The organism is Delftia sp. WSY_10 (assembly GCF_043104705.1).
GTDB lineage: Bacteria > Pseudomonadota > Gammaproteobacteria > Burkholderiales > Burkholderiaceae_C > Comamonas > Comamonas tsuruhatensis.
In genome coordinates this window covers 361,506-385,430 of record NZ_JBICKY010000056.1, presented here as the reverse complement: position 1 = coordinate 385,430, position 23,925 = coordinate 361,506, and the positions used below count along the sequence as shown (strand labels likewise).

21 protein-coding genes are annotated in these 23,925 nt (G+C 69.3%); 8 read left to right on the top strand and 13 right to left on the bottom strand.

All coding sequences use genetic code 11. The features are described from left to right. Positions 1-59 precede the first annotated feature (59 nt). The gene (locus ACF8ML_RS24370) at positions 60-1,826 is read left to right on the top strand and encodes a phosphoethanolamine transferase (protein ID WP_392408208.1); all 1,767 of its coding nucleotides are present in this window, start codon (positions 60-62) and stop codon (positions 1,824-1,826) included. An 18-nt stretch (positions 1,827-1,844) separates the two neighbouring features. Here ACF8ML_RS24370 and ACF8ML_RS24365 read toward each other — a convergent pair whose 3' ends face one another. The 6 genes from ACF8ML_RS24365 to ACF8ML_RS24340 form a co-directional block, all read right to left on the bottom strand. After that, entirely contained in the window at positions 1,845-2,378 is a 534-nt protein-coding gene (locus tag ACF8ML_RS24365; RefSeq protein ID WP_392408207.1) for a nucleoside deaminase, read from the bottom strand. 10 nt (positions 2,379-2,388) lie between these two features. Further along, positions 2,389-3,156, bottom strand: a complete 768-nt coding sequence (locus ACF8ML_RS24360; RefSeq protein ID WP_012203071.1) for an ABC transporter permease — start codon at positions 3,154-3,156, stop codon at positions 2,389-2,391. Positions 3,157-3,172: 16 nt separating this feature from the next. Beyond that, on the bottom strand, positions 3,173-4,015 hold the full coding sequence (locus ACF8ML_RS24355) for an ABC transporter ATP-binding protein (RefSeq protein ID WP_012203070.1): 843 nt from the start codon (positions 4,013-4,015) through the stop codon (positions 3,173-3,175). Between the two features lie 69 nt (positions 4,016-4,084). Next, positions 4,085-5,122, bottom strand: coding sequence for an ABC transporter substrate-binding protein (locus tag ACF8ML_RS24350; RefSeq protein WP_043825805.1), 1,038 nt, complete (start codon positions 5,120-5,122; stop codon positions 4,085-4,087). Positions 5,123-5,177: 55 nt separating this feature from the next. Then, entirely contained in the window at positions 5,178-5,693 is a 516-nt protein-coding gene (locus ACF8ML_RS24345) for a nucleoside deaminase (protein WP_012203068.1), read from the bottom strand. 10 nt (positions 5,694-5,703) lie between these two features. After that, positions 5,704-6,732, bottom strand: a complete 1,029-nt coding sequence (locus tag ACF8ML_RS24340; RefSeq protein ID WP_392408204.1) for an ABC transporter substrate-binding protein — start codon at positions 6,730-6,732, stop codon at positions 5,704-5,706. Between the two features lie 597 nt (positions 6,733-7,329). On the opposite strand from ACF8ML_RS24340, the gene ACF8ML_RS24335 reads away from it, so the two are divergent. After that, entirely contained in the window at positions 7,330-8,352 is a 1,023-nt protein-coding gene (locus ACF8ML_RS24335; RefSeq protein ID WP_392408203.1) for an isopenicillin N synthase family dioxygenase, read from the top strand. 227 nt (positions 8,353-8,579) lie between these two features. On the opposite strand, the gene ACF8ML_RS24330 is transcribed toward ACF8ML_RS24335, so the two are convergent. The 4 genes from ACF8ML_RS24330 to ACF8ML_RS24315 form a co-directional block, all read right to left on the bottom strand. Next, positions 8,580-8,834, bottom strand: a complete 255-nt coding sequence (locus tag ACF8ML_RS24330; protein ID WP_012203065.1) for an acyl-CoA-binding protein — start codon at positions 8,832-8,834, stop codon at positions 8,580-8,582. A 115-nt stretch (positions 8,835-8,949) separates the two neighbouring features. Further along, a complete protein-coding gene (locus ACF8ML_RS24325) occupies positions 8,950-9,729 on the bottom strand; it encodes an ABC transporter ATP-binding protein (protein WP_392408202.1) in 780 nt (259 codons plus the stop codon). Positions 9,730-9,790: 61 nt separating this feature from the next. Next, entirely contained in the window at positions 9,791-10,999 is a 1,209-nt protein-coding gene (locus ACF8ML_RS24320; RefSeq protein WP_016451935.1) for a M20 aminoacylase family protein, read from the bottom strand. 26 nt (positions 11,000-11,025) lie between these two features. After that, complete coding sequence (locus tag ACF8ML_RS24315) at positions 11,026-12,183, bottom strand: ABC transporter substrate-binding protein (RefSeq protein ID WP_016446617.1); 1,158 nt, start codon at positions 12,181-12,183, stop codon at positions 11,026-11,028. A gap of 197 nt (positions 12,184-12,380) precedes the next feature. Between ACF8ML_RS24315 and ACF8ML_RS24310 the strand changes: the two genes are divergently transcribed. Then, positions 12,381-14,459: a molybdopterin-dependent oxidoreductase gene (locus tag ACF8ML_RS24310; RefSeq protein WP_154835921.1), complete on the top strand. Its 2,079-nt coding sequence runs from the start codon at positions 12,381-12,383 to the stop codon at positions 14,457-14,459. A gap of 90 nt (positions 14,460-14,549) precedes the next feature. Further along, positions 14,550-16,334 (top strand): ABC1 kinase family protein, encoded by a 1,785-nt coding sequence (locus ACF8ML_RS24305; protein WP_392408201.1) that lies wholly within the window; start codon positions 14,550-14,552, stop codon positions 16,332-16,334. A 196-nt stretch (positions 16,335-16,530) separates the two neighbouring features. Here the strand turns inward: ACF8ML_RS24305 and ACF8ML_RS24300 are convergent, their stop codons facing one another. The 3 genes from ACF8ML_RS24300 to ACF8ML_RS24290 form a co-directional block, all read right to left on the bottom strand. Next, complete coding sequence (locus tag ACF8ML_RS24300) at positions 16,531-17,505, bottom strand: tripartite tricarboxylate transporter substrate binding protein (protein ID WP_016446620.1); 975 nt, start codon at positions 17,503-17,505, stop codon at positions 16,531-16,533. An 81-nt stretch (positions 17,506-17,586) separates the two neighbouring features. Continuing rightward, positions 17,587-18,600 carry a TraB/GumN family protein gene (locus ACF8ML_RS24295; RefSeq protein WP_392408200.1) on the bottom strand — a complete coding sequence of 338 codons (1,014 nt, stop codon included), beginning with the start codon at positions 18,598-18,600 and terminating at the stop codon, positions 17,587-17,589. After that, the gene (locus ACF8ML_RS24290; protein ID WP_034368208.1) at positions 18,597-19,619 is read right to left on the bottom strand and encodes a fumarylacetoacetate hydrolase family protein; all 1,023 of its coding nucleotides are present in this window, start codon (positions 19,617-19,619) and stop codon (positions 18,597-18,599) included. Before ACF8ML_RS24290 ends, ACF8ML_RS24295 begins: the two co-directional genes overlap by 4 nt. Before the next feature lie 126 nt (positions 19,620-19,745). Here ACF8ML_RS24290 and ACF8ML_RS24285 point away from each other — a divergent pair, with 126 nt between their 5' ends. The 4 genes from ACF8ML_RS24285 (at position 19,746) to ACF8ML_RS24270 (ending at position 23,924) form a co-directional block, all read left to right on the top strand. Then, positions 19,746-20,525: an IclR family transcriptional regulator gene (locus ACF8ML_RS24285; RefSeq protein WP_012203056.1), complete on the top strand. Its 780-nt coding sequence runs from the start codon at positions 19,746-19,748 to the stop codon at positions 20,523-20,525. Then, a complete protein-coding gene (locus tag ACF8ML_RS24280; RefSeq protein ID WP_392408199.1) occupies positions 20,518-21,705 on the top strand; it encodes a DUF3108 domain-containing protein in 1,188 nt (395 codons plus the stop codon). Before ACF8ML_RS24285 ends, ACF8ML_RS24280 begins: the two co-directional genes overlap by 8 nt. Before the next feature lie 235 nt (positions 21,706-21,940). After that, complete coding sequence (locus ACF8ML_RS24275) at positions 21,941-22,234, top strand: DUF3567 domain-containing protein (RefSeq protein ID WP_034363542.1); 294 nt, start codon at positions 21,941-21,943, stop codon at positions 22,232-22,234. Positions 22,235-22,475: 241 nt separating this feature from the next. Beyond that, the gene (locus ACF8ML_RS24270; protein ID WP_197944867.1) at positions 22,476-23,924 is read left to right on the top strand and encodes a nitrate/nitrite transporter; all 1,449 of its coding nucleotides are present in this window, start codon (positions 22,476-22,478) and stop codon (positions 23,922-23,924) included. Position 23,925: the final 1 nt, after the last annotated feature.

Below are 23,925 nucleotides of genomic sequence, written 5' to 3'. Positions count from 1 at the left end.
AACGGAGTCTGAACGCGGGGTTCAGATGTTCTTAAGCTGCGAATTCTACGCTCGCGGCCATGTCAGAACGCCTGCTCGCCCGCCCCCCCTTTGCCGGCTCCTCCGGCACCGGCCAAGCCCCGGCCCCATCTTCTGCCCAGCCTGCCCAGGCGGCCCCCGCCAGCCTCGCGGCACGGCTGCGCACGGCCTGGACCGCACCGCGCTCGCCCCAGGCCGTGGCCCTGGTGCTGGCGCTGTGGCTGCTGGCCACCGCCAACTGGGCGCTGTGGCGGCGCCTGCCCCACCTGGAAGGCTATGACGGCAGCCTGGCCGCCCTGGTGCTGCGGCTGCTGCCCCTGGGCCTGGGCGGCCTGCTGCTGCTGCTGTCGCTGACGGCCTGGCCGCGCGGCATGAAGCCGCTGTGGATTGCCCTGCCCTGGATTGCCGGCGCGGCCCAGTACTTCATGACCGCCTACGGCACGGTGATGGACGGCGGCATGATCAACAACATCCTGCAGACCGACCTGCGCGAGAGCAGCGACCTGTTCAACCCCCAGCTGCTGCTGCAGCTGCTGCTGGTGGCCGGACTGCCCACGGCCTGGCTGCTGCGGCTGCGCGTCATCCGCCCGCGCCGCGGCATGCAGACCGTGCTGCGCACACTGGCGCTGCTGGCCGCCTCGGTGCTGCTGCTGGCGGCCTCGGTCTTTGTCTCGTACCGCGAGCTGGCGCCCGTGGTCCGCAACAACCTGTGGATGCGCCACATGCTCAATCCGGTCAGCCCGGTGCTGGCCTCGCTGGACGCGGTGCTCAAGCCCATCCTGCGGCCCAAGCGCCCGTTTGCCAGCATTGCGGCCGGCGCCACGCTGGGGGCCACCTATGCGGCCGAGCGCAAGCCGCCGCTGTTCGTCATCGTGGTGGGCGAGACGGCGCGCGCCGCCAACTGGGGCCTGAACGGCTATGCCCGCGACACCACGCCCGAGCTGGCCAGGCGCAAGGTGCTCAACTGGAGCAACGTGACCTCCTGCGGCACCAGCACGCGCGAATCCGTGCCCTGCATGTTCTCGCACCTGGGCCGCACGGGCTTCTACAAGAGCAAGGTGGACTACGACAACCTGGTGGACGTGCTGTACAACGCCGGCCTGGCCGTGCTGTGGGTGGACAACCAGGCTGGCTGCAAGGGCGTGTGCGAACGCATTCCCAACGCCAGCACGGCTGACCGCCTGAACACGCCCGACGGCAAGGCCCTGTGCTCCAGCGACGGCGAATGCCTGGACGGCATCCTGCTCAGCGGCATCGACGAACGCATCGCCGCCCTGCCGCGCGAGCGCCGCGAGCGCGGCGTGGTGCTGGTCATGCACGAGATGGGCAGCCACGGCCCGGCCTACTACAAGCGCTCCACGCCCGAGACCAAGGTCTTCCAGCCCGAATGCCTGACCAACGCGCTGTCCAGCTGCACGCGCGAGCAGGTGGTCAATGTCTACGACAACTCCATCCGCTACAACGACCATTTCCTGTCGCAGACCATCGACTGGCTGGCAAGCCAGCAGTCGCGCTACCAGACCGGCATGGTCTACATGTCGGACCATGGCGAGTCGCTGGGCGAGATGGGCATCTACCTGCACGGCATGCCCTACGCCATGGCGCCCGACGAGCAAAAGCACATTCCCATGATTGCCTGGCTGGGCAACCTGGGCGAGCGCACCGGCGTGTCCGAGCGCTGCGTGCGCGGCCAGCTGGACGCGCCGCTGTCGCACGACAACCTCTACCACACCACCCTGGGCCTGCTGGACGTGACCAGCCCCACCTACCAGAAGCCCCTGGACGCGCTGGCCGGCTGCCGCAGTTGAGCCGCCCGCGCAGGCGGCTCAGCCCTGTTGCCAGAAGCCCCGGTGCGGCGCCAGCATCTCCTCCTGCAGCGCAGGCACGGGCCCCACGACCTGCACGCTGCGCTGCCCGCGCGCGAAGACCTCGCGGCAAGGCAGGGACAGCGTGGGATTTTCGGGATGGTCGCCCGTCAGCGCCAGCAGCGCCGTTTCCTCGGCGCCGTAGAGCACGCGGCCTATGCCGGCCCAGTAGATGGTTCCGGCGCACATGGCGCAGGGCTCGAAGGTGGTGACCAGGGTGCACTGCGCCAGGTAGGCGCCCGGATAGTTGGCGGCGGCCGTGCGCGCCAGCGTGGACTCCGCATGGTTCACCGTGTCGATGTTGCCCTGCTCGGCCAGCACGGTCTCGCCATCGGGCGCCAGCAGCAGCGCGCCAAAGGGATGGCGGCCCATGGCCATGGCCCGCTCGGCCACGGCGCCTGCGCGCCGCAGCTGGCGGGCCGCCTGTTCGTCGGAGAGGGGCTTCATGGGCGTCACGGGCGTCATGGACGGTGTCGTCGTGGGTGCGGGCATCATGGCCGGATTCTCACTCACCCTGCGAGCCACGCCGGGCCCAGCCGGTGGTGCGCTTTTCGATGGCGCTGAACAGCTCGTACATCACCATGGCCATGGCGCCCACCACGATGAGGCCGGCAAAGGCCAGGCCCATCTGCATGGACGAGCCGGCCGACACCAGCAGGTAGCCGATGCCTTCGTTGGCCGCCGTCATCTCGCTGACCGTGGTGCCCACGAAGGCCAGGGTGATCGCCACCTTCAGCGAGCCGTAGAAGTAGGGCATGGAGCGCGGCAGGCCGACCTTGATGAGCACGTCCCAGCGCCGGGCGCCCAGCACGCGCAGCACATCCTCCAGTTCGGGCTCCAGCGTGGCCAGGCCGGTGGCGATGTTGACCATGATGGGAAAGAAGCTGATCAGGAAGGCCGTGAGGATGGCCGGCCCCGCGCCGATGCCGAACCAGACCACCAGGATGGGCACGAAGGCCGCCTTGGGCAGCGCGTTGAAGGCCGTCATCAGCGGATAGAACGCCGCATAGGCCAGGCGCGAGGAGCCGATCAGAAAGCCCAGCAGCACGCCCACCACGATGGCGATGCCAAAGCCCGCCATGGTCACCCAGTAGGTGCGCCAGGCGTGGGCGGCGATGATGCCGCTGAACTCGGCCAGCTGCCGGCCGATGGCCCAGGGGCTGGGGAAGATGAATTCCGAGACCTCGAAGGCCGAGCAGATGACCTGCCACAGCAGGATGACCGCCAGCAGCAGCACCCAGGGCGCCCAGCGTTCCGCGTATTTCTTGTGCATGTGAATCTCCCCCGTTCTATTGTTGGATGGCCGCGCCGGTCTTGCGCATGGCGCCGATGTGGCCGCGCAGCTCGTGCACGATGTCGGTGAATTCGCGCGTGTAGGTCAGCTCCAGCTCGCGCGGGCGCGGCAGCTCGATGTCGCGGCGCACCACGAAGCGGCCCGGGCTCTTGCTCATCACGTACACGGTGTCGGCCAGGAAGACGCTCTCGCGCAGGTCGTGCGTGACCAGGATGACGTTGAAGCGCTGCTCGGCCTGCAGGTCGCGCAGCACGCACCACAGCTCCTCGCGCGTGAAGGCGTCCAGCGCGCCGAAGGGCTCGTCCAGCAGCAGCATCTGGGGCTCGTGGATCAGCGCACGGCAGATGCTGGCGCGCTGCTGCATGCCGCCCGACAGCTGCCAGGGGTACTTGTCCTCGTAGCCGCCCAGGCCCACCTTCTGCAGCAGGGCGCGCGCACGCGCCTCGTACTCCTTGCGCTTTTGGCGGAACAGCGAGCGGTGCGGCTCCACGATCTCCAGCGGCAGCAGCACGTTGTCCACCGTGGTGCGCCAAGGCAGCAGCGACGGCGCCTGGAAGGCCATGCCCGAGATCTTCAGCGGCCCGGTCACGCGCTCGCCGTTGACCATGACACGGCCCATGGAGGGCATCTTCAGCCCCGTGGTCAGCTTCATGAAGGTGGACTTGCCGCAGCCCGAGGGGCCGACGATGGCGATGAACTCGCCGCGCCGCACCTGCAGGTCGATGGCCTCGACCGCGAAGTGGTTGGCGCGCAGCAGTTCCTCGTTGTAGGCAAGCCAGACGTCGCGGAACTCGACGAAGAAGGCGTCGTCATCGCCGTGGGATGTGGAGGAATTCATGTCAGGCAGCAGGCAAGGGCCGTGCGCGCCACCCGCTGGCGCACGCGCACGGTGTCAATCACTTTGTCGTCACTTCTTGGGCAGGATGTTCAGCTCGGCCGCAGACGGCAGGAAGCTGCCGTTCCAGACCTCGGCCGGGTTCACGCGCGTCTTGGTGGCGTAGACATCGGAGACCTGCGACGCCATCAGCGACAGCCGCGTGGGCACGACCTGGCCAAAGCCTTCGGCACGCGCGTCGGCGCTGTTGACCACGGTGTCGATGGCCAGCTGCAGGCGGCGCGTCTCCAGCTGGGTGTTGACGATGCCGTCGCGCTCCTTCACGTAGGCAATGGCCGCGCCCGGGTTGGCGATGACTTCCTTGGCCCCCTTGGCGAAGGCCTGCAGGAAGGCCTTGATGGCGGCCGGGTTCTCCTTGATCAGCTTCGGGCTGGCGATGATGGCGTTGCCGTACAGCTTCACGCCGAAGTCCGCATAGGGCATGACCACCACGTCGGCGGCCTTGATGCCGCGCGCCTCCAGGTTCAGCAGCGAGGTGAAGGTGAAGCCCGTGATGGCATCCACATCGCCGCGCACCAGCATGGTCTCGCGCAGCGGCGGGTCCATGGCCGTCCACTGCACGGTGCCGACCTGGTTGGCCTTGGCGAACAGCGGGAAGGCGCGGCGGCCCGCATCGAACACGGGCGCGCCCAGCTTCTTGCCGGTGAGGTCGGCCGTCTTGGCGATGCCGCTTTTCTTGAGCGCCATCACCGAGGCCGGCGTGTTGTTGTAGACCATCATCACGGCCACGGGCTTGTTGGGCATGTCCGGGTTGTTGGCCTGGAACTCCATCAGCGCCGCGATGTCGGCAAAGCCCAGGTCATAGGCGCCCGAGGCCACGCGCTGCACCACGCCGCCCGAGCCGCTGCCGGCATCGACCGTGACATCCAGGCCCGCGTCCTTGAAGTAGCCCTTGGCCACCGGCTGCAGGAAGAAGGCGGCCGGCCCCTCGAAGCGCCAGTCCAGCTGGAACTTCAGCGGCGTGGCCGCGTGGGCCTGTGTATGGGCCGTTGCCAGGCCCGCGCTGGCGGACAGGGCCAGGACGGTGTGCAGGAACAGTCGTTTTTGCATGGTGGGCTTCCTCTCTGATGGTCAAAAGAAACGGTGGGGACGGAACGGGGCCGGATCAGCTTTTCCAGGCGCCCTGGTGCGAAGCGGCGGCCTCGCCGATCAGCGCCGGGCCTATGCATTCGATGGCGTGGGACGAGGCGGCGAACACATCGCGGCAGGACAGCTCGGCATCCTTCTGGTCCAGGCGCTCGCCGCGGAATTCGCGCAGGCGCACCGCGTCGATGCCGTAGACCACGCGGCCTATGGCCGACCAGAAGATGGCGCCCGCGCACATCACGCAGGGCTCGGCCGATGAATACAAGGTGGCTGCGGACAGCGCCTCGCGGTCATGCAGGGGGCTGGCCAGGCGGATGGCCGACAGCTCGGCATGGGCCGTGCAGTCGCCGCTCTCGCCGTTGGCGTTGGAGGCCTCGGCCAGCACGCGGCCATCGGCGGCCACGATGAGTGCGCCGAAAGGGCGGTTGCCGCGCTGGCGCGCGCGGTCGGCCATGGCAATGGCGCGGCGCAGGTACAGGCCGTCGCGCTCGTCGAGCGAGGCCTCAAGGGGCAGTGAAACGGTGGCGTGGTCCATGTGCACTCCCTCAGGCCTTGGCCATGCGCGCGGCCAGCGGCGGCAGCAGGCTGCGGTTGAACAGCGCGTCGGCCGACACGGGTGCCTTCAGGCCGAAGGCCTGGCTGACCTGCTCGGCCTGTCGGGCCAGCAGCTGCGGGTCGATGTCGCCCAAGCCGTGGCGCTGCGTATCGGGCGCGGCCAGGTATTGCGAGGTGATGGCCCAGCGCGCCAGTTCCAGCTTTTCATCCAGGATGGGCTCGCGCTGGCGCACGGCGGCCACGGCCAGCGCAGGCTGGGCCAGGCATTCGATGAGGGCGCGGTTGCTGGCGCGCAGGAATCCCGCCACCAGCGCCGGCTGCTCGGCCACCAGCGCGCTGGAAGCCAGGATGGCATTGCCGTACAGCTGCACGCCCGCATCGGTGTAGCGCAGCACCGACAGCTCCTCGGGCTTGATGCGTGCGAACAGCGACACGGCCGAGTCATGGAAATAGGTGGCCGCATCCACATCGCCGCGCACCACCACGTTGTCGCGCGCCGAGAACTCCGTCGTGGTCCAGGCGAACAGGTCGGCCGGCAGGTTCTGGCGCTGCGCGACCAGGGGCCAGACGCGGCGGGTGGACTCCACGGCGGCGGCGGCCACCTTCTTGCCCTTGAGGCTGGCGAACTCGCCCGTGATGCCCCGGTCCTTGCGGCCGATGATGGCGAACGGCGCGCGGTTGTAGTACTGGTAGACGGCCTGCACGCGCGCCGCGCCCGCGTTCTGCGCCTGGAACTCGATCAGCGAGCTGATGTCGCCCAGGCCCAACTGGTAGGCGCCGCTGGCCACCCGCGTGATGGATGCCACCGAGCCCGAGCCCACGTCGATGCTCACGTCCAGCCCCTCGTCGCGGTAGTAGCCCTTTTGCAGCGCCACGAAAAAGGGCGCGGTCTGCGAGGTCACGCGAAAGTCCAGCGTGAACTTCAGCGGTGTCAGCGCCTTGCCATGGGCGAAGGCACCGGGCATCACGGCACTGGCAGCGGGAAGGGCGGCGGCGGCAAGGAAATGGCGGCGTTGCATGGTGGAACTCTCAGTCGCTATCAACATGGGGACCGGCCGCTGGCATGGGGCCGGGCGGCTGGCGTGACATGAGCAATTTCCGGGCAACGCGCACTGGGCGCGTGCTGAACGCTTCTACTCAGTGATGCTTGTATGCAAAGTGCGTACCACCCCCTGAGTCGCTTCGCGCCTTCCCCCTCTCTCGCTGCGCGGGAGGGGGACGACACCCTCGGTGCGGGGCGGCCCTTCCTCGGCGTCACTGGGCTGGGCCGCGCCGGTTTTCGACGCGGCGGGCATGCATCAGATTGGTGCCAGACGGTTCCGATGCGGCGCGTGCACCAAGCTGCCCGGCCCTCTTGCACCACGATGGAACGCAGGCGGCCATGAACCGGCCTTCGCGGGCTGGCGCGCTGTTTGCTTGGGTGGTTGGCAAGAGTAGAAGCGTTCAGCTTGCCGGCCTGTGCCGGCGCGGGTCATTGCTCTTGAAGCGGGTGCGGGAGCGGCGTGGCTGCGACCTGTGCCCTGTCAGCCACTTCAAGAGCGACGGGCGGGACCGGTGTTTTTTTGCGCCGGCCGCCGCGTGCCTTGCCACTGCCTTTGCGGCAAAGGAAACAGACCATGAACATGCTTGCCAACTCCACCCTGCCTTCGGCACCGGCGTCAGATTACGCGCTGGGTGAACTCGCCAAGGAGGCCCGCATGGGCGGCCAGGGGCAGGAGACGCGCGCACGGGAGGTGCGGGTGATCGACATCTCCGACTTCGACCGCCGCAAGGCCGAGATCGCCGATGCGATCTGGCAGGCCTCGGTGGAGATCGGCTTCTTCCAGGTGTCGGGCCACGGTATTCCCCAGCCCGATATCGATGCGGCCTTCGGGCGTGCCGAGCAGTTGTTCGCGCTGCCGCGCGAGGTGAAGGCGCAGTGGCCGCTGTCGCGCAATGCGGGCTGGGAGCACAAGGCGCAGATCCGGCCTTCCACGCGCACGCCCGACCAGAAGGAGTCCTACCAGGTGACGCGCCCGCGCATGGCCGGCCTGTGGCCCACGCAGCAGGAGCTGCCGGGCTTTCAGCAGGCCACGCTGGACTTTGAGCGCCAGTGCTGGCAGGTGGGCACGCAGCTGCTGTCGTGCTTTGCGCACAAGCTGGGCTTTGATGCGGATTTCTTCACGCGCGCCCACGACCCTTCGGTGCCCGCCTACCAGAGCACGCTGCGCATGCTGCATTACTTCGCGGTCGATCCCGCGCTCAAGGATGAGCTGGGCCTGTGGCGCGCAGGCGCCCACACCGACTTCGACTGCCTGACCCTGCTGTTCCAGCGCGCGGGCCAGGGCGGCCTGCAGGTGCTGCCGGGCAAGGAGATGGAGGGCCAGCAATGGACGCCCGTGGACCCCGTGGAGGGCGTGATCACCTGCAACATCGGCGACATGCTCACGCGCTGGAGCGACGACCAGCTGCCCAGCAACTTCCACCGCGTGCGCAATCCCCTGCCCCATGAATACCAGGGCGCGCGCTACAGCCTGGCCTTCTTCTGCCAGGCCAACGAGGACGCGGTGATCGAGGGCCCGCAAAAGAAGTACCCGCCCATCACGGGCGCGGAGTACCTGCGCCAGCGCATCAGCGCGAACTTCTCGAACAAATATTGATCCCCCTGAGCGGCTGCGCCGCTTCCCCCTTCTCGCTTCGCGGAGGGGGAAGACGCCTTCGGCTGGGCGCCCCCGCCGCGAGGCGGCTCTTGCTCGGCGTCCCTGAGTTGGGCCGCGCCAGTTTCCAGCGCTCCACTCTTTGACATAGTGTGGTGTGGCCTGGCCGGAAACGACAAGGCCCCGGAGTCCGGGGCCTTGTCTGTGTCTGCGATCGGTGGTGGTGTTGATCAGCGCAGCGATTCGATCAGGTCGATGTACTGCTGCTTGGCGTCGTCAGCCGAGGTGTCCTTGAGCTTTTCCCAGGCGTCCCACTTGGCGCGGCCGACCATGTCGGTGAAGCTGGGCTTCTTGGCCTCGTTGTCGCCTTCGGTGGCCTGCTTGTACAGCGCGTAGAGCTTGAGCAGCGTGGCGTTGTCGGGGCGCTCGCTGATCGAGGTGGAGTTCTTGACGGCGGCCTCGAAGGCGGCGTTCAGATCGGACATGGCGGGTCTCCTGGTGGGCGGTTCGTGTAGCGGCACAGTGTAGCCAAAAATGCAGGAATTTAGAACGACCGTGCTTTTTTCATCGTCATCCGAACCGAGACCGGCTACGCCCCTCCTACGCTGCGCTGCACAGGTGCCCGGCCATGGGCCATCGGTCGGCCCCGCAAGGCGCGGGGGCCGGCGCCTGGCCCCGGGCGCTGCCCGGTTGCAGGATGCGGCCGTGCTCCATCACGACCACGCGGTCGGCGACGGCGAAGGCCTGCTGGCGGTCCTGGGTCGCATAGACGGCCGTACAACCCAGGCTGCGCAGCAGCCAGGGGATTTCCTCGCACAGGCGCTCGCGCAGGTTGCAGTCGAGGCCGGACAGGGGTTCGTCCAGCAGCACCAGGCGCGGGCGCTCCACCACGGCACAGGCCAGCGCCGCGCGCTGCTGCTGGCCGCCCGACAGGCTGCCGGGAAGACGCTCGCCCATGCCCTGCAGCCCGACCAGGCCCAGGGTCTGCTGCACCCGCTCGTGGATCTGCGCGCGAGGCAGGCCGCGCATTTCCAGCGCGAAGGCCACGTTGGCCTGCAGGCTCATATGGGGCCAGAGCGCATGGTCCTGGGGCACCAGGCCCAGGTCGCGCCGCTCGGGCGGCAGGGACTGCGAGGCGCTGGCCAAGCACTGCCCGCCCATCCAGACTTCGCCGCGGCTGGGCTGCTCCAGCCCGGCCAGGATCTTGAGCAGGGTGGTCTTGCCGCAGCCCGAAGGACCCAGCAGGGCCAGCACCTCGCCGGGGGCGATCTGCAGGCTGATGTCCTGGAGCACGGCGCGCTCGCCGTGGATGCGCTTGAGCTGCCGGGCTTGGACGGCCACGCCCTGCGCGGCGGCCGTGGAGGATTCGATGGAGGTCACAGGGACCGCATGCTAGGTGCGGTGTGTGACATGCCGGTGTCGGCCGGACCCCGCAAGGGCCTCAGCGCGTGGGCTCGCTCAGCCAGCGCTGGGCCAGCTTCACCCAGAACGTGGCGCCCTGCGGAATCAGCTGGTCGTTGAAGTCGTAGCTGGGGTTGTGCAGCGTGCAGGGACCGCCGCCGTGGCCGATGGCGCGGTGGTCGCCGTCGCCATTGGCGATGAAGCAGTATGCGCCGGGCTTTTCCAGCAGCATGAAGGCGAAGTCCTCGGCGCCCATCGAGGGCTCCTGGGGCAGCACATTGGCCTCGCCCACGACCTCGGCCATGACGCGGCGCGCGAACTCGGCCTCGGGCGCGGAGTTGATGGTGGGCGGGTAGTTGCGCACGAACTCGAACTCGCAGCGCGTGTCATGCGCCGCACAGATGCTCTCGGCCAGGGCCTTCATGCGCCGCTCGATCAGGTCCAGCACCTCCAGCGTGAAGGTGCGCACCGTGCCCTGCAGCTCCACGCTGTCGGGCACCACGTTCGTGGCCTCGCCCGCGTGGACCATGGTCACCGAGACCACGCCCGCCTCGATGGGCTTGACGTTGCGGCTGACGATGGTCTGCAGGCCCAGGATGAGCTGGGCCGCCACGGGCAGCGGGTCGATCACCATGTGCGGCATGGCCGCGTGGCCGCCCTTGCCGCGCACGACGATGCGGAACTCGTTGCTGGACGCCATGGCCGGGCCCGGGCCCACGGCCATGGTGCCGGCCTTCATGCCCGGCCAGTTGTGCATGCCGAACACGGCCTGCATGGGGAACTGGGTGAACAGGCCGTCCTCGACCATCTCGCGCGCGCCGCCGCCGCCCTCTTCGGCCGGCTGGAAGATCAGGTGCACCGTGCCCTCGAAGCTGTCGCGGTGCGCGGCCAGGTACTGCGCGGCGGCCAGCAGCATGGCGACATGGCCGTCATGCCCGCAGGCATGCATTTTTCCGGCGTGGCGGCTGGCGTGCTCGAAGGTGTTGAACTCCTGCATGGGCAGGGCGTCCATGTCGGCGCGCAGGCCGACGGCGCGGCCGCTGGCGCCGCCGTCACGGCCGTGGATGGTGCCCACCACGCCCGTGCGGCCCAGGCCGCGGTGCACGGCGATGCCCCATCCCTCCAATTGCCGGGCCACGAGGTCGGCAGTGCGGATCTCCTCGAAACACAGTTCGGGATGGGCATGTATGTCGCGGCGCAGCGCGGTGATCTCGGGTGCGCTGTCCAGCAGTTCCTGCAGCAAGGCCATGGGGTTCTCCTTCTAGAGCTGCAAGCCTACACCCGGACCTTGCCGTCGCCGGTCAGCATGGACAACTCCACGAAGCGCGGCTTGGCCGATTGCGGCTTGAAGGCCAGCGGGAAGCCGGCCACCTGCTGGCCGTGCATGGCGTCGAGCGCGGCCACCAGGCCGTCGCGCGTGGGCTTGCCCGAGGCCGAGGCCTGGCGCAGCGCATCGGCGAACACGCGTGCCGCCAGATAGCCTTCCATGCTGGAGTAGTTGGGCGTCAGCTTGCCGCCGCCCTTCTGGATGGCCGCCAGGAAATCGCGCGTGATCTGGCGCGAGGTCTGGAAGGGCGAGGGCACGACCTGGGTGACGACCACCCCTTCGGCATCCTTGCCCAGCGTCTGCGCCAGTGCCTGCGAGCCGACGAAGGAGACGTTGTAGAACTGCCCGCCAAAGCCCGCCTGGCGCGCGGCGCGCACAAAGGCCGCGCTGGCCGAGTAGGTGACGATCTGCACGATCACATCGGCGCCCAGCGGCACCAGCGTCTTGACGGCCGCCGCCACATTGTTCGAGTTGCGCTCCACCGTGGCCGCGCCCACGGGTTCCAGCCCCTTGGCGGCCAGCGCCGCCTTGACGCCGGCCAGGCCCGATTCGCCATAGGCATCGTTCTGGTGCAGCACGGCCACCTTCTTCAGGCCCAGGCCCGTGAGGTGCCGCACCATCAGCGCCGTCTCGTCGGCATAGGAGGCGCGCACGTTGAAGACCAGTTGGGCCAGCTGGGGCTGGCGCAGCGCGTCGGCGCCCGTCAGCGGCGCGAACAGGGGCACGCGCGCCTTTTGCAGCAGCGGCAGCGCGGCCATGCTGGTGGAGGTGCCCACGTAGCCGAACAGCGCGAACACGTCGTCGGACAGGAAGCGCTGGGTATTGGCCGCGCAGCGCTCGGGCTCGTAGCCGTCGTCCATCACGCGCAGTTCGATGTTGCGCCGGGCAATGCCCCCCTGCGCGTTGAGCTGTTCGAAGTACAGCTTGGCGCCTTCATGGAAGGGCTGGCCGATCTGTGCCGCGGGGCCCGTCATCGGGCAGGACTGGCCCAGCACGATGGTGCCTCCCGCGTCCTGGGCGCGCACTGCGCCGGTCCAGGTGGCGGCAGCCGCCGTGCTGGCTGCGATGAACTGTCTGCGGCTGAACGCCGTCTTGGGTCGGAGCATGAACTTGCCTGTTTTTGTCACTGGAATCGGCGCCGTTGCTGCGTGCAGCCGGCTGCAAGGGTCCGCATAATAAAGACAAGCGGCGATTGCGGCATGCAAGACCGGCACCGCCCCTTGCCCGTGACGGCCTTTTCCTGTTTTTCCGGCTTTCACGGTTCTTTCGCAAAGTCCCCACCCTGTCCGAGACCGCTGCCACCATGTCCTCCGCCACGCCCCCACTCCAGGCCACCTCACAGGTCCTGGGCGCCTGCCCCCATGACTGCCCCGATACCTGCTCGCTGGTGACCACAGTCGAAGACGGCATCGCCAAAAGAGTCCAGGGCAACCCCGACCATCCGCACACGGGCGGCGTGCTCTGCGCCAAGGTCAGCAAATACACCGAGCGCAGCTACCACCCCGAGCGTGTGCTCACCCCGCTGCGCCGCGTGGGACCCAAGGGTTCCGGGCAGTTCGAGCCCGTGGGCTGGGACGAGGCGCTGGCCGACATCGCCGCCCGGCTGCACGCGCTGGCGGCGCGCGATCCCGAAACCATCCTGCCCTACAGCTACGCAGGCACCATGGGCCTGGTGCAGGGCGAGAGCATGGACCGGCGCTTCTTCCACCAGCTCGGCGCCTCGCTGCTGGACCGCACCATCTGCTCCAGCGCCGGGGGCGAGGCCCTGAACCTGACCTATGGCGGCAAGCTGGGCATGCGCGTGGAGCATTTCACCGAAAGCCGGCTCATCCTCATCTGGGGCAGCAACAGCATCGGCAGCAGCCTGCATTTCTGGCGCTATGCGCTGGAGGCCAAGCGCAACGGCGCACGCCTGGTGTGCATAGACCCGCGCAAGACCGAGACCGCCGACAAATGCCACGAGCACCTGCAGCTGCTGCCCGGCACCGATGCCGCCCTGGCACTGGCCCTGATGCACGAGCTGATCACGCACGGCTGGCTGGACCATGACTACATCGCGCGCCACACGCTGGGCTGGGAGGAACTCAAGGCCCGCGCCCTGCAGTGGCCGCCCGAGCGCGCGGCCCAGGTCTGCGGCCTGCCCGTGGAGCAGATCCGCCAGCTGGCGCGCGACTACGGCACCACCACGCCCGCCGCCATCCGGCTGAACTACGGCGTGCAGCGCGCGCGCGGCGGCGGCAATGCCGTGCGCGCCATCGCCTGCCTGCCGGCCCTGGTGGGCGCCTGGCGCCACCGTGCCGGCGGCCTGCTGCTGTCCGCCTCGGGCGCCCTGCCCGCGCAGCGCGCCCGACTGCAGATGCCGCACCTGCTGGGCGAGCGCCGCCCGCGCACCATCAACATGAGCACCATCGGCGACGCCTTGCTGCACGAAGGCGGCAACGGCTTCGGCCCGCGCGTGGACGCCATCGTGGTCTACAACAGCAATCCCGTGGCCGTGGCGCCCGAATCGGCCAAGGTCGTGGCCGGCTTTGCGCGCGAGAACCTGTTCACCGTGGTGCTGGAGCAGTTCATGACCGACACGGCCGACCTGGCCGACTACGTGCTGCCGGCCACCACGCAGATCGAGCACTGGGACATCCACGGCAGCTACGGGCATACCGACGTGCTGCTCAACCGCCCCGCCATCGCGCCGCTGGGCCAGGCGCGCAGCAACGGCCAGATCTTCCGCGACCTGGCCGCGCACATGGCGCGGCATGACGACGCCTTTGCCGCTGCCCATTTCCAGACGGGAGACGAGCAACTGTGCCGCGAAGCCTTCGAGGGCCGCGGCGTGGACTTCGACGAGCTGCTGGACAAGGGCTTTGCCACCCTGGCCCTGCCCGAGGCCCCCTTTGCCGAGGGCGGCTTTCCCACGCCCTCGGGCCGCTGCGAATTCACCAGCGCCGAGCTGGCGCGGCGCGGCATGGACCCGCTGCCCGACTACCTGCCCAACTACGAAACCGCCGAAACGGATGCGCGCTACCCGCTGGCCATGATCTCGCCGCCGGCACGCAACTTTCTCAACAGCAGCTTCGTCAACGTCAAGAGCCTGCGCACCATGGAAGGCCGCCCGCTGGTGGAGCTGCACCCCGACGACGCCGCCACGCGCGGCGTGGCCGAGGGCGACCGCGTGCGCGTCTTCAACGACCGGGGCAGCTACGAATGCCACGCAACCCTCAACGGCCGCGCGCGCCGTGGCGTGGTCAACGGCCTGGGCATCTGGTGGCGCAAGCACGGCGACAACGGCACCAATGTCAACGAGCTCACCCACCAGCGCCTGACCGACCTGGGCCGCGCGCCCAGCTTCTACGACTGCGCGGTACAGGTGCAGCGGCTGGCCTGAGCCCCGCCCCGGAGGCGGGCGATTCCTGCGCAATGGCGTCTGGCGCATCGGCACAATGGACCGCATTGCCACCACCGACAGGAGATGCCCATGCTGCAAACCGCCGTGGTCGCCGTGCGCGACCGTGCCCGGCTGCAGGAAATCGTCGGCGTGCTGCTGCGCTTCGGGCTGGCCGACCTGGTCGACACGCTGGGCCTGGCCCGCTTCGCGCCGCGCGGCAGCCAGCCCCATCCCGAGCATCCGCTGGATGCCAGCCGCCCCGAGCGCCTGCGCATGGCCCTCGAACACCTGGGCCCCAGCTTCGTCAAGCTGGGCCAGATCATGGCCACGCGCTCGGACCTGCTCGCGCCCGAATGGACGGCCGCGCTGCAGCAACTGCACAGCCACGCCGCCCCGCTGCCCTGGGAGACGGCCCAGCCGTTGATCGAGCAGTCGCTGGGCCTGCCCGTGGAGCAGGTGTTCACGCATTTCGATCCCGTGCCGCTGGCCTCGGCCTCCATGGCCCAGGTGTACCGCGCGCGGCTGCCTGCGGCCGAAGACCGGGATGACCGGGATGACCGGGATGACCGGGATGACCGGGAAGGCCGGGAGGACGGCAGCGGCAGCGACAGCCCCCCTGCGGCCCGCGCTGCCGACATCGAAGTCGTGGTCAAGGTCCAGCGCCCCGGCCTGCGCCCCCAGATCGAGGCCGACCTGCGCCTGCTCGAGCACCTGGCGCTGCTGGCCCAGGAACAATGGCCGCAGCTGGCACGCTACCGCCCGCGCGAGGTCACGCGCCAGTTGGGACAGGCGCTGCGCGAGGAACTGGATTTCACCGTCGAAGCCCACAACGGCGACGCCGTGGCACGGCACTTCGCGGCCCAGCCCGAGATTGTCGTGCCGGCCATCCACTGGGCATTGAGCGGGCCGCGCCTGCTGGTGCAGGACTTCGTGCCGGGCGTGCAAGCCTCGGCCGTGGGCGCGGACCCCGCGCTGGACGGCCCGCTGCTGGCGCGCCGTGGCGCCTGCGCGTTTTTGCAGATGGTGCTGCGCGACGGCCTGTTCCACGCCGACCCGCACCCGGGCAACCTGCTGGCCCTGCCCGGCAACCGCGTCGGCTTCATCGACTTCGGCATGGTCGGGCGGCTGTCTCCCCAGCGCCGCCGCCAGGTGCTGGGCCTGATGCGCGCCCTGGTCGAGGGCCAGGGCCGCAGCCTCTCGGGCGTGCTGCTGGATTGGGCGGCCGAAAGCGAAATGCCCGGCCGCGCCCCGCCCTCGGCCGCGCGCATCGAGGCTGCCGTGGACCGCTTCGTGACCCGCCATGGCCCCGGCGCCAGCAACGGCCGCCTGGTGATGTCCCGCGCCCTGCAGGACTTCATGGCCCTGGCCCGCGAAACCGGCGTGGCCCTGCCCGCCGACATGGCGCTGCTGCTCAAGGCCCTGATCACGGCCGACCAGGTGCTGCTGCAGCTGGACCCGCAATTCGACGTGGTGCAGACGGCCACGCCCCTGGTCAAGGCCCAGCTGCTGCAGCGCTACTCCCTGCGCAGCCTGGCGCGCCAGCGCCGCGCCGCCATGGCGCAATGGATGGACCTGGCCGACGACGCGCCGCACACCCTGCGGCTGGTGATGCAAAGACTGCGCTCGGGCCGGCTGCAGGCCGACCTGGACATACGCCACATCGACCGCCTCTCCCAGGCCCTGGAACGCGCCGCCACCCGCCTGGCCCTGGCCGTGGTCTCTGGCGCCTTCATCCTGGGCCTGGCCCCCGGCCTGCTGACCATGGGCCCGCGCCTGTGGGGCATCCCCCTCTTCGCCGCCCTGGGCGTGGCCGGCGCCGCCGCCAGCCTGGCCGTTCTTTTCACCACCATGCGCAGGCAGAAGGCGCTGGATTGATGGCTGGATTGATCGCTGGATTGGCGATCAGGAACGCCAAAAAAAAGCAGCACCAGCGCATCAGATCAAAGCCGGGCGCCGCCCCCAAAACCGCCACGGCACAACCCAGAGACACCGAGGAAGGGCCGCCCCGCACCGAGGGTGTCGTCCCCCTCCGCGAAGCGAGAAGGGGGAAGCGGCGCAGCCGCTCAGGGGGTCAGTCCAATTTGACGCCCGCGCTCTTGATGATGGCCCCCCAGCGCTTGGACTCCGCGCGCGACATGGCCAGGAACTGCTCGGGCGTGCCGGGCAGCGCCTCCATGCCGAAGTCCTGCATGCGCTTGACCACGGCGGGGTTGGCCAGGGCCTTGTTGAGCTCGGCGTTCAGGCGCTGCACCACGGCCGGGGGCATCTTGGCCGGGCCCAGGATGCCCTGGAAGGCATAGACCTCGGTGTCGGGCACGCCGACCTCGGCCAGCGTGGGCAGCTCGGGCAGGCTGGGCACGCGCTTGCCCGTGCCGATGGCCAGGGCGCGCACCTTGCCCGACTGGATCACGGGCAGGCCCGAGGCCAGGTCCAGGAACATGCAGGGCACCTGGCCGCCCATCACGTCGGCCAGCGCGGGCGCCGCGCCGCGATAGGGGATGTGCGTCAGGAAGGTGCCTGTGCGGTTCTTGAACATCTCCATGGCCAGGTGGTGGGGCGAGCCGTTGCCGGGAGAGGCGTAGTTGACCTGGCCCGGATGCGCCTTCACGTAGGCCAGGAATTCCTTGAAGGTCTTGGCCTCGAAGTTCGGGTTCACCACCAGAGCCATCGGGAAGCGGCTGATGCCGCCGATGTAGGTGAAGTCCTTTTCGGGGTTGAAGGACAGCTTGCTGAACAGGTGCTCGTTGTAGGCCAGCACGGCGTTGTCGGCCGACATGATGGTGTAGCCGTCGGGCTTGGCCGTGGCCACGATCTGGGCGCCGATGTTGGTGGAGGCGCCGGGGCGGTTGTCCACCACGATGGTCTGGTTCAGCGTCTGGCGCATGGCCTCGGCCACGGTGCGCGCCAGCACGTCGGTGCCGCCGCCGGGCGGATAGGGCACGACCCAGCGGATGTTGCTGGCGGGCCAGTCCTGCGCCTGTGCAAAAGGCGCGGCCATGCCGGCGGATGAGGCCGCCACGGCGGCCAGGAATTGTCTACGGTCCATTGTTGTCTCCTGTGGGATGGGTGTGGATGGGTCCTGGCCGCGCCCTGTTGCTCTTGTTCATGGAGGCGGCGGCCGTGTGTTTCAGGGCGGGCTGGCTGCGGGGAACTCCACGCGCTGCACCTTGAAGCCCTGGGCCGCCAGCAGCGCCGGCAGGCCGCGCGTGCCCACCATGTGCAGGGCGCCCACGGCGGCGAACACGCTGCGGCCGGAACGGATCTGCCGCGCCACCTCGCGCGCCAAGCCGGGGTTGCGGCCATAGACCATGCGGTCGTAGTCGGCACGCTCGGCGGCATTGGCCATGCAGTCGCACCAGTCGGGCAGGCTCTCCAGCAGGTGGATGCGGCCATCGGCCCAGACGCTTGCGATCAGGCCCAGCTTCTGGGAGGCGATGCCGCTTTCCAGCTGGCGCAGGCCGGACTCCACCGTCTCGGCCACGCGCGCGGGGTCGTCCGAGACCAGCTCGCGCAGTTGCAGCTCGGGCGTCTCCAGCGACAGCACGGGCTTGCCCAGGGCCAGCGCCACGCCGGCCAGCGAGAAATCGATGCCATAGGACGCGTCCAGCCCCTCGCTGCGGCCGGCCAGCGACAACAGGGAGATCACCTGGGCGTCGGGGCGCAGCAGGGCCAGCTCGGGGCCGGCGCAGGCCAGGCGCCTTTGCTCCTCAAGCCGGCGCTGGAGATCGCCGCGCAGCGGCGGCGCATCGGGCCGCGCCTGCATGCCTGCGAACAAGACCTTCATGACCTCGGGATCGAGGATGTTCAGCTCCAGCGCCAGGCTGTCGGAGGCGCGCAGCGCGTCCGCCACCGTGGGGCCGGGCACGCTCCAGTCGAGCTTGGCCGCGTGCATGGTCCCGTAGAGCCAGCTGGTGCGGCCCCGGTGCTCGATGTGCCACAGCAGTCCACGGTCCTGCGCCTTGCGCTGCAGGGCGCGGATCTCGTCCGGGCCGGGCATGCGCGCCTCGGGCGGGCAGGTGACAGGGTCCGCGGCCGGGGGCGCCGCGAATGCCCCCGCCAGCGGCGACAGCGCCAGCGCGGCCAGGCCGGCGCGCAGCGACCTGCCCGCCAGGCGCCACCAGGGTGCGCAGACGCGGCTCATTCGGCAGGCTCGACGATGTTCTGGTCGATGGCGCCGAAGATGCTCTGGCCGTCCTTGCCCTTCATCTCGATGCGGATGGTGTCGCCAAAGCGCATGAACTCGGTCTTGGGCGCGCCGTCCTGGATGGTCTCTATGCAGCGCTTCTCTGCGATGCAGCTGTAGCCCTTGGGCCACTCCATGCGCCGGTTCTTGCCCTTGCCGCTTTCCACGCCCTTGTTGCTCACGGTGCCGCTGCCCACGATGGAGCCGGCGCGCACATTGCGCGTCTTGCAGATATGGGCGATGAGCTGGCCGAAGTGAAAGCTCATGTCCTCGCCCGCATCGCACATGCCGACCTTGCGGCCGTTCCAGGTGGACTGCAGCGTCAGGTGCAGGCGGCCGCCCTTCCAGGCGTCGCCCAGCTCGTCCAGCGTCACGGCCACGGGGCTGAAGGAGGTGGCGGGCTTGGACTGGAAGAAGCCGAAGCCCTTGGACAGCTCACTGGGGATCAGGTTGCGCAGGCTCACGTCGTTGGCCAGCATGACCAGGCGCACGCCGCCCAGCGCACGCTCGGGCGTGGCGCCCATGGGCACGTCGGCGGTGATGACGGCGATCTCGGCCTCGAAGTCGATGCCCATGGACTCGCTGGGCACCACCACGTCGTCGCAGGGGCCCAGGAAATCGTCGCTGCCGCCCTGGTACATCAGCGGGTCGGTGTAGAAATTGGCGGGCACCTCGGCGCCGCGCGCCTGGCGCACCAGCTCCACATGGTTGATGTAGGCCGAGCCGTCGGCCCACTGGTAGGCGCGCGGCAGCGGCGCCATGCACTGGCGCGGATCGAAGGCAAAGGCATGGACCGCCTTGCCGCTGTTGAGCAGGTGGTAAAGGTCCTGCAGCTGGGGCGCCATGTAGCTCCAGTCGTCGAGCACCTGCTGCAGGCGGCTCGCTATGCCGGTCGCATAATGGGCCTGGCTCAGGTCGCGTGACACCACGACCAGTTGCCCGTCCCGCGATCCGTCCTTGTATGTGGCAAGTTTCATGCTGCTCCCCCGTGCCGCCGCCGCGCGCCACGGCATCCGGGCAGCGGCCTGGATACCCATGGCGACGCAGCCACGAATTACGATAAGTTAAATTGATTTAACTAAACAAAACCAAATTCTATTGCAATGGACAAGGAACGCGCAGGGATTCAATCGGTCGAGGTCGGTTTTACATTGCTGGAGGCGCTGACGCGCGCCCGGGGCCCGCAGATGCTCAAGGACCTGGCGTCCGACGCCGGCATGAGCGCCGCCAAGGCGCACCGCTACCTCGTGAGCTTCCAGCGCATCGGCCTGGTCACCCAGGACGCGCGCACCTCCCGCTACGACCTGGGCCCGGCCTCGCTCAAGCTGGGCCTGGCATCGCTGGCGCGGCTGGACCCCGTGCGGCTGGCGCGCGAACGCATGCCCGCGCTCATGGAGCGCATCCACCACACGGCGGCCATCGCCGTCTGGGGCAACCACGGGCCGACCATCGTGCACTGGGAGGAAAGCGCGCAGTCGGTCACCGCCAATCTGCGCCTGGGCGACGTCATGCCCATGCTGGCCTCGGCCACCGGGCGCTGCTTCGCGGCCTGGCTGCCGCGCGAGGTCACGGCCCCGCTGCTGGAGCCCGAGGTGGACAAGGCCCGCCGCATCCAGCGCAAGGACCTGCCGCTCACCCCCGAGGCCATAGACGCCATGCTGGCCGAGGTGCGCGAGCGCGGCACCGCCCGCGTGGTCGATACCGTGCTGCCCGGCATCGTGGCGTTTTGCACGCCGGTCTTCGACTCCTCGGGCCATATCGTGCTGGGCCTGACCACGCTGGGCTCGATTGCCACCTTCGACCCCGAATACGGCGGCGCCATCGATGCGCCCCTGCGCGAGGCCTGCGTGCAGCTGTCCCAGGACCTGGGCTGGAATGCCTGAAATGCACCTGCGCCAGCGCGCCCTGCCCGCCCTCACCGCCGTGGTGCTGGGCGTGCACGCCCTGGCCCTGCTGGGCCTGCCGCTGTGGAGCCAGGTGTCAGCGCCGCACACCGAGGTGGCGGCCATGCAGACACGGGCGCTGTCCCTGCCCGAGCCACCCGCTCCCCCGCCTGCCGCCGCGCCCGAGACACCTGCGCCCGTACCCAAGCCGCAACCCCGCCCTCGCCCCAAGGTCCAGCGCCCGACACCCGCCGCGCCCACCGCACCCGTGGCCGAGCCGCTGGACACGCCCATCCGCGAAACCGTGGAGCCCTTGCCGATGGCCGCAGCGCAGGAGCCTGCTGCATCGGACGCCTCGGAAACCGCCCGTGCTGCTGCCGATACGGGTGCCGGCAGCGAGCCAACTCCGGCCACACCGCCGGCGCCGCCCGCTCCCAAGCCCGAACCCGAAACACCGCCCACGCCCTCGGCCGGACCGGCCCAGGGCATGGCCATCACCTCGCCCGACGGCACGCCGCTGGCCTCCGACGCCCCCGTTCCCGTGCAACTGCCCGATCCCGCGCGGCTGTCGTTCGCCGTCACCGGCCAGGCAAAGCGCTTCAACTATTCGGCCAATGCCGAGCTGGTCTGGCGCCATGCCAACGGCCAGTACCAGGCCAGCCAGGAAGTCAGCCTGTTCCTGCTGGGCTCGCGCTCGCAGACCAGCGAGGGCCGCATCACCGACAGGGGCCTGGAGCCCAGCCGCTTCAACGACAAGGCGCGCAAGGAGCAATCGGCGCAGCTGGCGTTCGACCAGAACCTGGCGCGCTTCAGCACGGGCGCGCCCGACGCGCCCATCGCGCCCGGCGCGCAGGACCGGCTCAGCGTGTTCCTGCAGCTGTCCGCCCTGCTGGCGGCGGCGCCGCAGCGCTACCCGGCGGGCACGCAGATCAGCTTCATCACCGTCAGCGCGCGGCGCGCCGACCGCTGGACCTTCCGCGTGGGCGAGACCGAAACGCTGGACCTGCCCTCGGGCAGCACGCAGGCGCTGCGCCTGGACAAGATCGCAGCGGCCGGCGATGACCAGCAGGCCTCGCTGTGGCTGGCGCCGTCCATGCAATACCTGCCCGTGCGCATCCGGCTGACGGAGGACAACGGCGACTTCGCCGATCTGCAGCTCAAGAGCCGCCAGGCGCCATGACACACGGGCCACCGGTGGGACACCGGTGATTTCCCGGTAGTCCTGCACTTGCAGCCAACGCCACCGCCCGCCTACCACAGCGCGGCCTGCGGCACACGCCGCAGCGCATGCCAATCCGTGGAATACTGCATGCAAGTGCCTGCGATAGATCGGGACCCCCACGGTCCTTGAAATCCGGCGCTTCGCAGCCATGTAGGCTGTGCGACGCCCGGCAACGGGCCAGAAAGGGAACACCATGCAAATGCTTTACGACTCCGAATCTTTTGTGGTGCTCCATCTGCGTCCCGACATGGATCCGGATGCAGCGGCCGGCGAAGCTGCGGTCGATGCCGCCCGCCAACTGCCACGCCACGGCTTCGAAATCGTGGACAAGCGCTCGGGCAAGGAGGTCTACCTGGATGGATCCTGGGCCGAGATGTTCCAGAAGCAGATCATCGCCTGGCAGCAGGACGCCCCCACCGAGGAAGAGGTCGAGGACGCCCTGGAGCGCTACGCCGGCCTGGCCCAGCAGCCTGTCGTGGTCCACTGACAGCACACAGCGCACGGTCCCCTGAAGGGGCCGCGTGCCAAGCCCGCCGCAGACTCTCTGCGGCGGGCTTTTTCTTTGGGCGCGGCCATTGCACGGACCCTGGTGCTTTCACCGATCCGCAGCCTGCGCCTCCTGCCTAGAATCCTGAGCGCAGGTTCAAGATTTGAAGACCATCTGTGAGATGGTCTTGTCACGCCTGTGTGGTGTGCGCCGGCCTCTTGCAGACAACCAGGAGGCAGCGATGCAAACCACAGGCCACAGCATTCGTGGCGTTCAGGATGTCATCTCGTACATCGACGCACGCCAGGGCATTTCAGGCCGCGCCGGCACCATCTGGTGGCTGGCACTCGGCGGCCTTTTCCTCGACGCCTTTTCCAACTCCGCGCTCAGCGTGGGCCTGGGGCCCATGACGCGCGACCAGCAGCTCACGCCGGCCGAGGTGGCCTGGATGACGTCGCTGGCCTCCTGGGTGTCCATCGCCTTCAACCCCATCGGCGGCTGGATGGCCGACCGCTGGGGCCGCATGCGCCCGCTGGTCATCGCCAAGGTGCTGGCCGTGGCCGGCGCGCTGCTGGTCAGCATGGCGCCCGACTACGCCACCATCCTCTTCGGCCGCTTCTTCGTGGGCGCGGCCTATGGCATCGACTTCGCCATCGCCATGGCGGTGCTGGCCGAATTCACGCCCGCACGCCTCAAGAGCCGGCTCAATGTCTGGCAGGGCATGTGGTACATGGCCGTGTGCAGCAACCTGGTGCTGGCGCTGTGGTTCCACTCCTGGGACGTGGGCGATTCGCTGTGGCGCTACTCGGTCGCGGCCACCGCCGTGTTCGGCGTGTTCATCCTGGGCATGCAGGCCGCGCTGCTGGTGGAAAGCCCGACCTGGCTGGCTCGCAAGGAGCGGCTGGACGACGCGGCCCGCGCCATGACGCGCATCTATGGCCAGACCTTCAGGGCCGCGCCCCTTGCCGAGCGCCTGCCCGTACTCAACCCGGCCCGGCGCGGCCTGGCCAATGTGCTGCTGATCTTTCGCGGCATCTACCTGCCGCGCACGCTGCTGGCGGCCACGGTGCAGATAGGCCAGTCCATCCAGTACTTTGCCGTGGGCTGGTACCTGCCGCTGATCAGCGCCTCGCTGTTCGGCAAGGACTTCCGCGAGGCCACGCTGGGCGCGCTGGTGTTCAACGTGTTCGGCATCGTCGGCGGCTTCCTGTCGCCCGTCATCGGGCGCCGGCTGGGCCTGCGGCGGGCCTCGGCCTTCGGCTTTGCGCTGGTGTTCCTGATGCTGCTGGTGCTGGGCCTGTTCAACGGCCGCATGCCGATCTGGCTGGCCGTGGCCGTGCCCTCGCTGTTCATCCTCTTTCATTCGGGCGGGCCCGGCGCCAACGGCAAGAGCCTGTCCACGCTGTCGTTCCGCAGCGAGCTGCGCGCGGGCGCCAATGGCGTGATCGGTGCGCTGGGCGCCATGGGCGCGGCGCTGGGGCTGCTGGTGTTCCCGCTGTTCCGCCAGCAGTACGGGCTGGAGAACACCTTCCTCATCCTGTCCGTGGTGCCGCTGCTGGCCAGCATCGTCTGCTTTTCCATCCGCTGGGACCCCACGCGCACCACGGTGAACCCCGACGACGAGCCCGGCGCGCCTCAGTTCGCGGACGACGCCGCCCCGCCCGCCAAGATCGCTCAAACCACCGCCTGAA

What these genes read in the sequence shown, in the direction of transcription:
- ACF8ML_RS24370 (WP_392408208.1), top strand. Translation starts at nt 60, where the DNA reads ATGTCAGAACGCCTGCTCGCCCGCCCCCCCTTTGCCGGCTCCTCCGGC.
- ACF8ML_RS24305 (WP_392408201.1), top strand. Translation starts at nt 14,550, where the DNA reads ATGCTGCAAACCGCCGTGGTCGCCGTGCGCGACCGTGCCCGGCTGCAG.
- ACF8ML_RS24340 (WP_392408204.1), bottom strand. Translation starts at nt 6,732, where the DNA reads ATGCAACGCCGCCATTTCCTTGCCGCCGCCGCCCTTCCCGCTGCCAGT.
- ACF8ML_RS24295 (WP_392408200.1), bottom strand. Translation starts at nt 18,600, where the DNA reads ATGAGCCGCGTCTGCGCACCCTGGTGGCGCCTGGCGGGCAGGTCGCTG.
- ACF8ML_RS24315 (WP_016446617.1), bottom strand. Translation starts at nt 12,183, where the DNA reads ATGCTCCGACCCAAGACGGCGTTCAGCCGCAGACAGTTCATCGCAGCC.
- ACF8ML_RS24320 (WP_016451935.1), bottom strand. Translation starts at nt 10,999, where the DNA reads ATGGCCTTGCTGCAGGAACTGCTGGACAGCGCACCCGAGATCACCGCG.
- ACF8ML_RS24335 (WP_392408203.1), top strand. Translation starts at nt 7,330, where the DNA reads ATGAACATGCTTGCCAACTCCACCCTGCCTTCGGCACCGGCGTCAGAT.
- ACF8ML_RS24355 (WP_012203070.1), bottom strand. Translation starts at nt 4,015, where the DNA reads ATGAATTCCTCCACATCCCACGGCGATGACGACGCCTTCTTCGTCGAG.
- ACF8ML_RS24345 (WP_012203068.1), bottom strand. Translation starts at nt 5,693, where the DNA reads ATGGACCACGCCACCGTTTCACTGCCCCTTGAGGCCTCGCTCGACGAG.
- ACF8ML_RS24285 (WP_012203056.1), top strand. Translation starts at nt 19,746, where the DNA reads ATGGACAAGGAACGCGCAGGGATTCAATCGGTCGAGGTCGGTTTTACA.
- ACF8ML_RS24330 (WP_012203065.1), bottom strand. Translation starts at nt 8,834, where the DNA reads ATGTCCGATCTGAACGCCGCCTTCGAGGCCGCCGTCAAGAACTCCACC.
- ACF8ML_RS24300 (WP_016446620.1), bottom strand. Translation starts at nt 17,505, where the DNA reads ATGGACCGTAGACAATTCCTGGCCGCCGTGGCGGCCTCATCCGCCGGC.
- ACF8ML_RS24280 (WP_392408199.1), top strand. Translation starts at nt 20,518, where the DNA reads ATGCCTGAAATGCACCTGCGCCAGCGCGCCCTGCCCGCCCTCACCGCC.
- ACF8ML_RS24365 (WP_392408207.1), bottom strand. Translation starts at nt 2,378, where the DNA reads ATGATGCCCGCACCCACGACGACACCGTCCATGACGCCCGTGACGCCC.
- ACF8ML_RS24350 (WP_043825805.1), bottom strand. Translation starts at nt 5,122, where the DNA reads ATGCAAAAACGACTGTTCCTGCACACCGTCCTGGCCCTGTCCGCCAGC.
- ACF8ML_RS24275 (WP_034363542.1), top strand. Translation starts at nt 21,941, where the DNA reads ATGCAAATGCTTTACGACTCCGAATCTTTTGTGGTGCTCCATCTGCGT.
- ACF8ML_RS24270 (WP_197944867.1), top strand. Translation starts at nt 22,476, where the DNA reads ATGCAAACCACAGGCCACAGCATTCGTGGCGTTCAGGATGTCATCTCG.
- ACF8ML_RS24310 (WP_154835921.1), top strand. Translation starts at nt 12,381, where the DNA reads ATGTCCTCCGCCACGCCCCCACTCCAGGCCACCTCACAGGTCCTGGGC.
- ACF8ML_RS24360 (WP_012203071.1), bottom strand. Translation starts at nt 3,156, where the DNA reads ATGCACAAGAAATACGCGGAACGCTGGGCGCCCTGGGTGCTGCTGCTG.
- ACF8ML_RS24290 (WP_034368208.1), bottom strand. Translation starts at nt 19,619, where the DNA reads ATGAAACTTGCCACATACAAGGACGGATCGCGGGACGGGCAACTGGTC.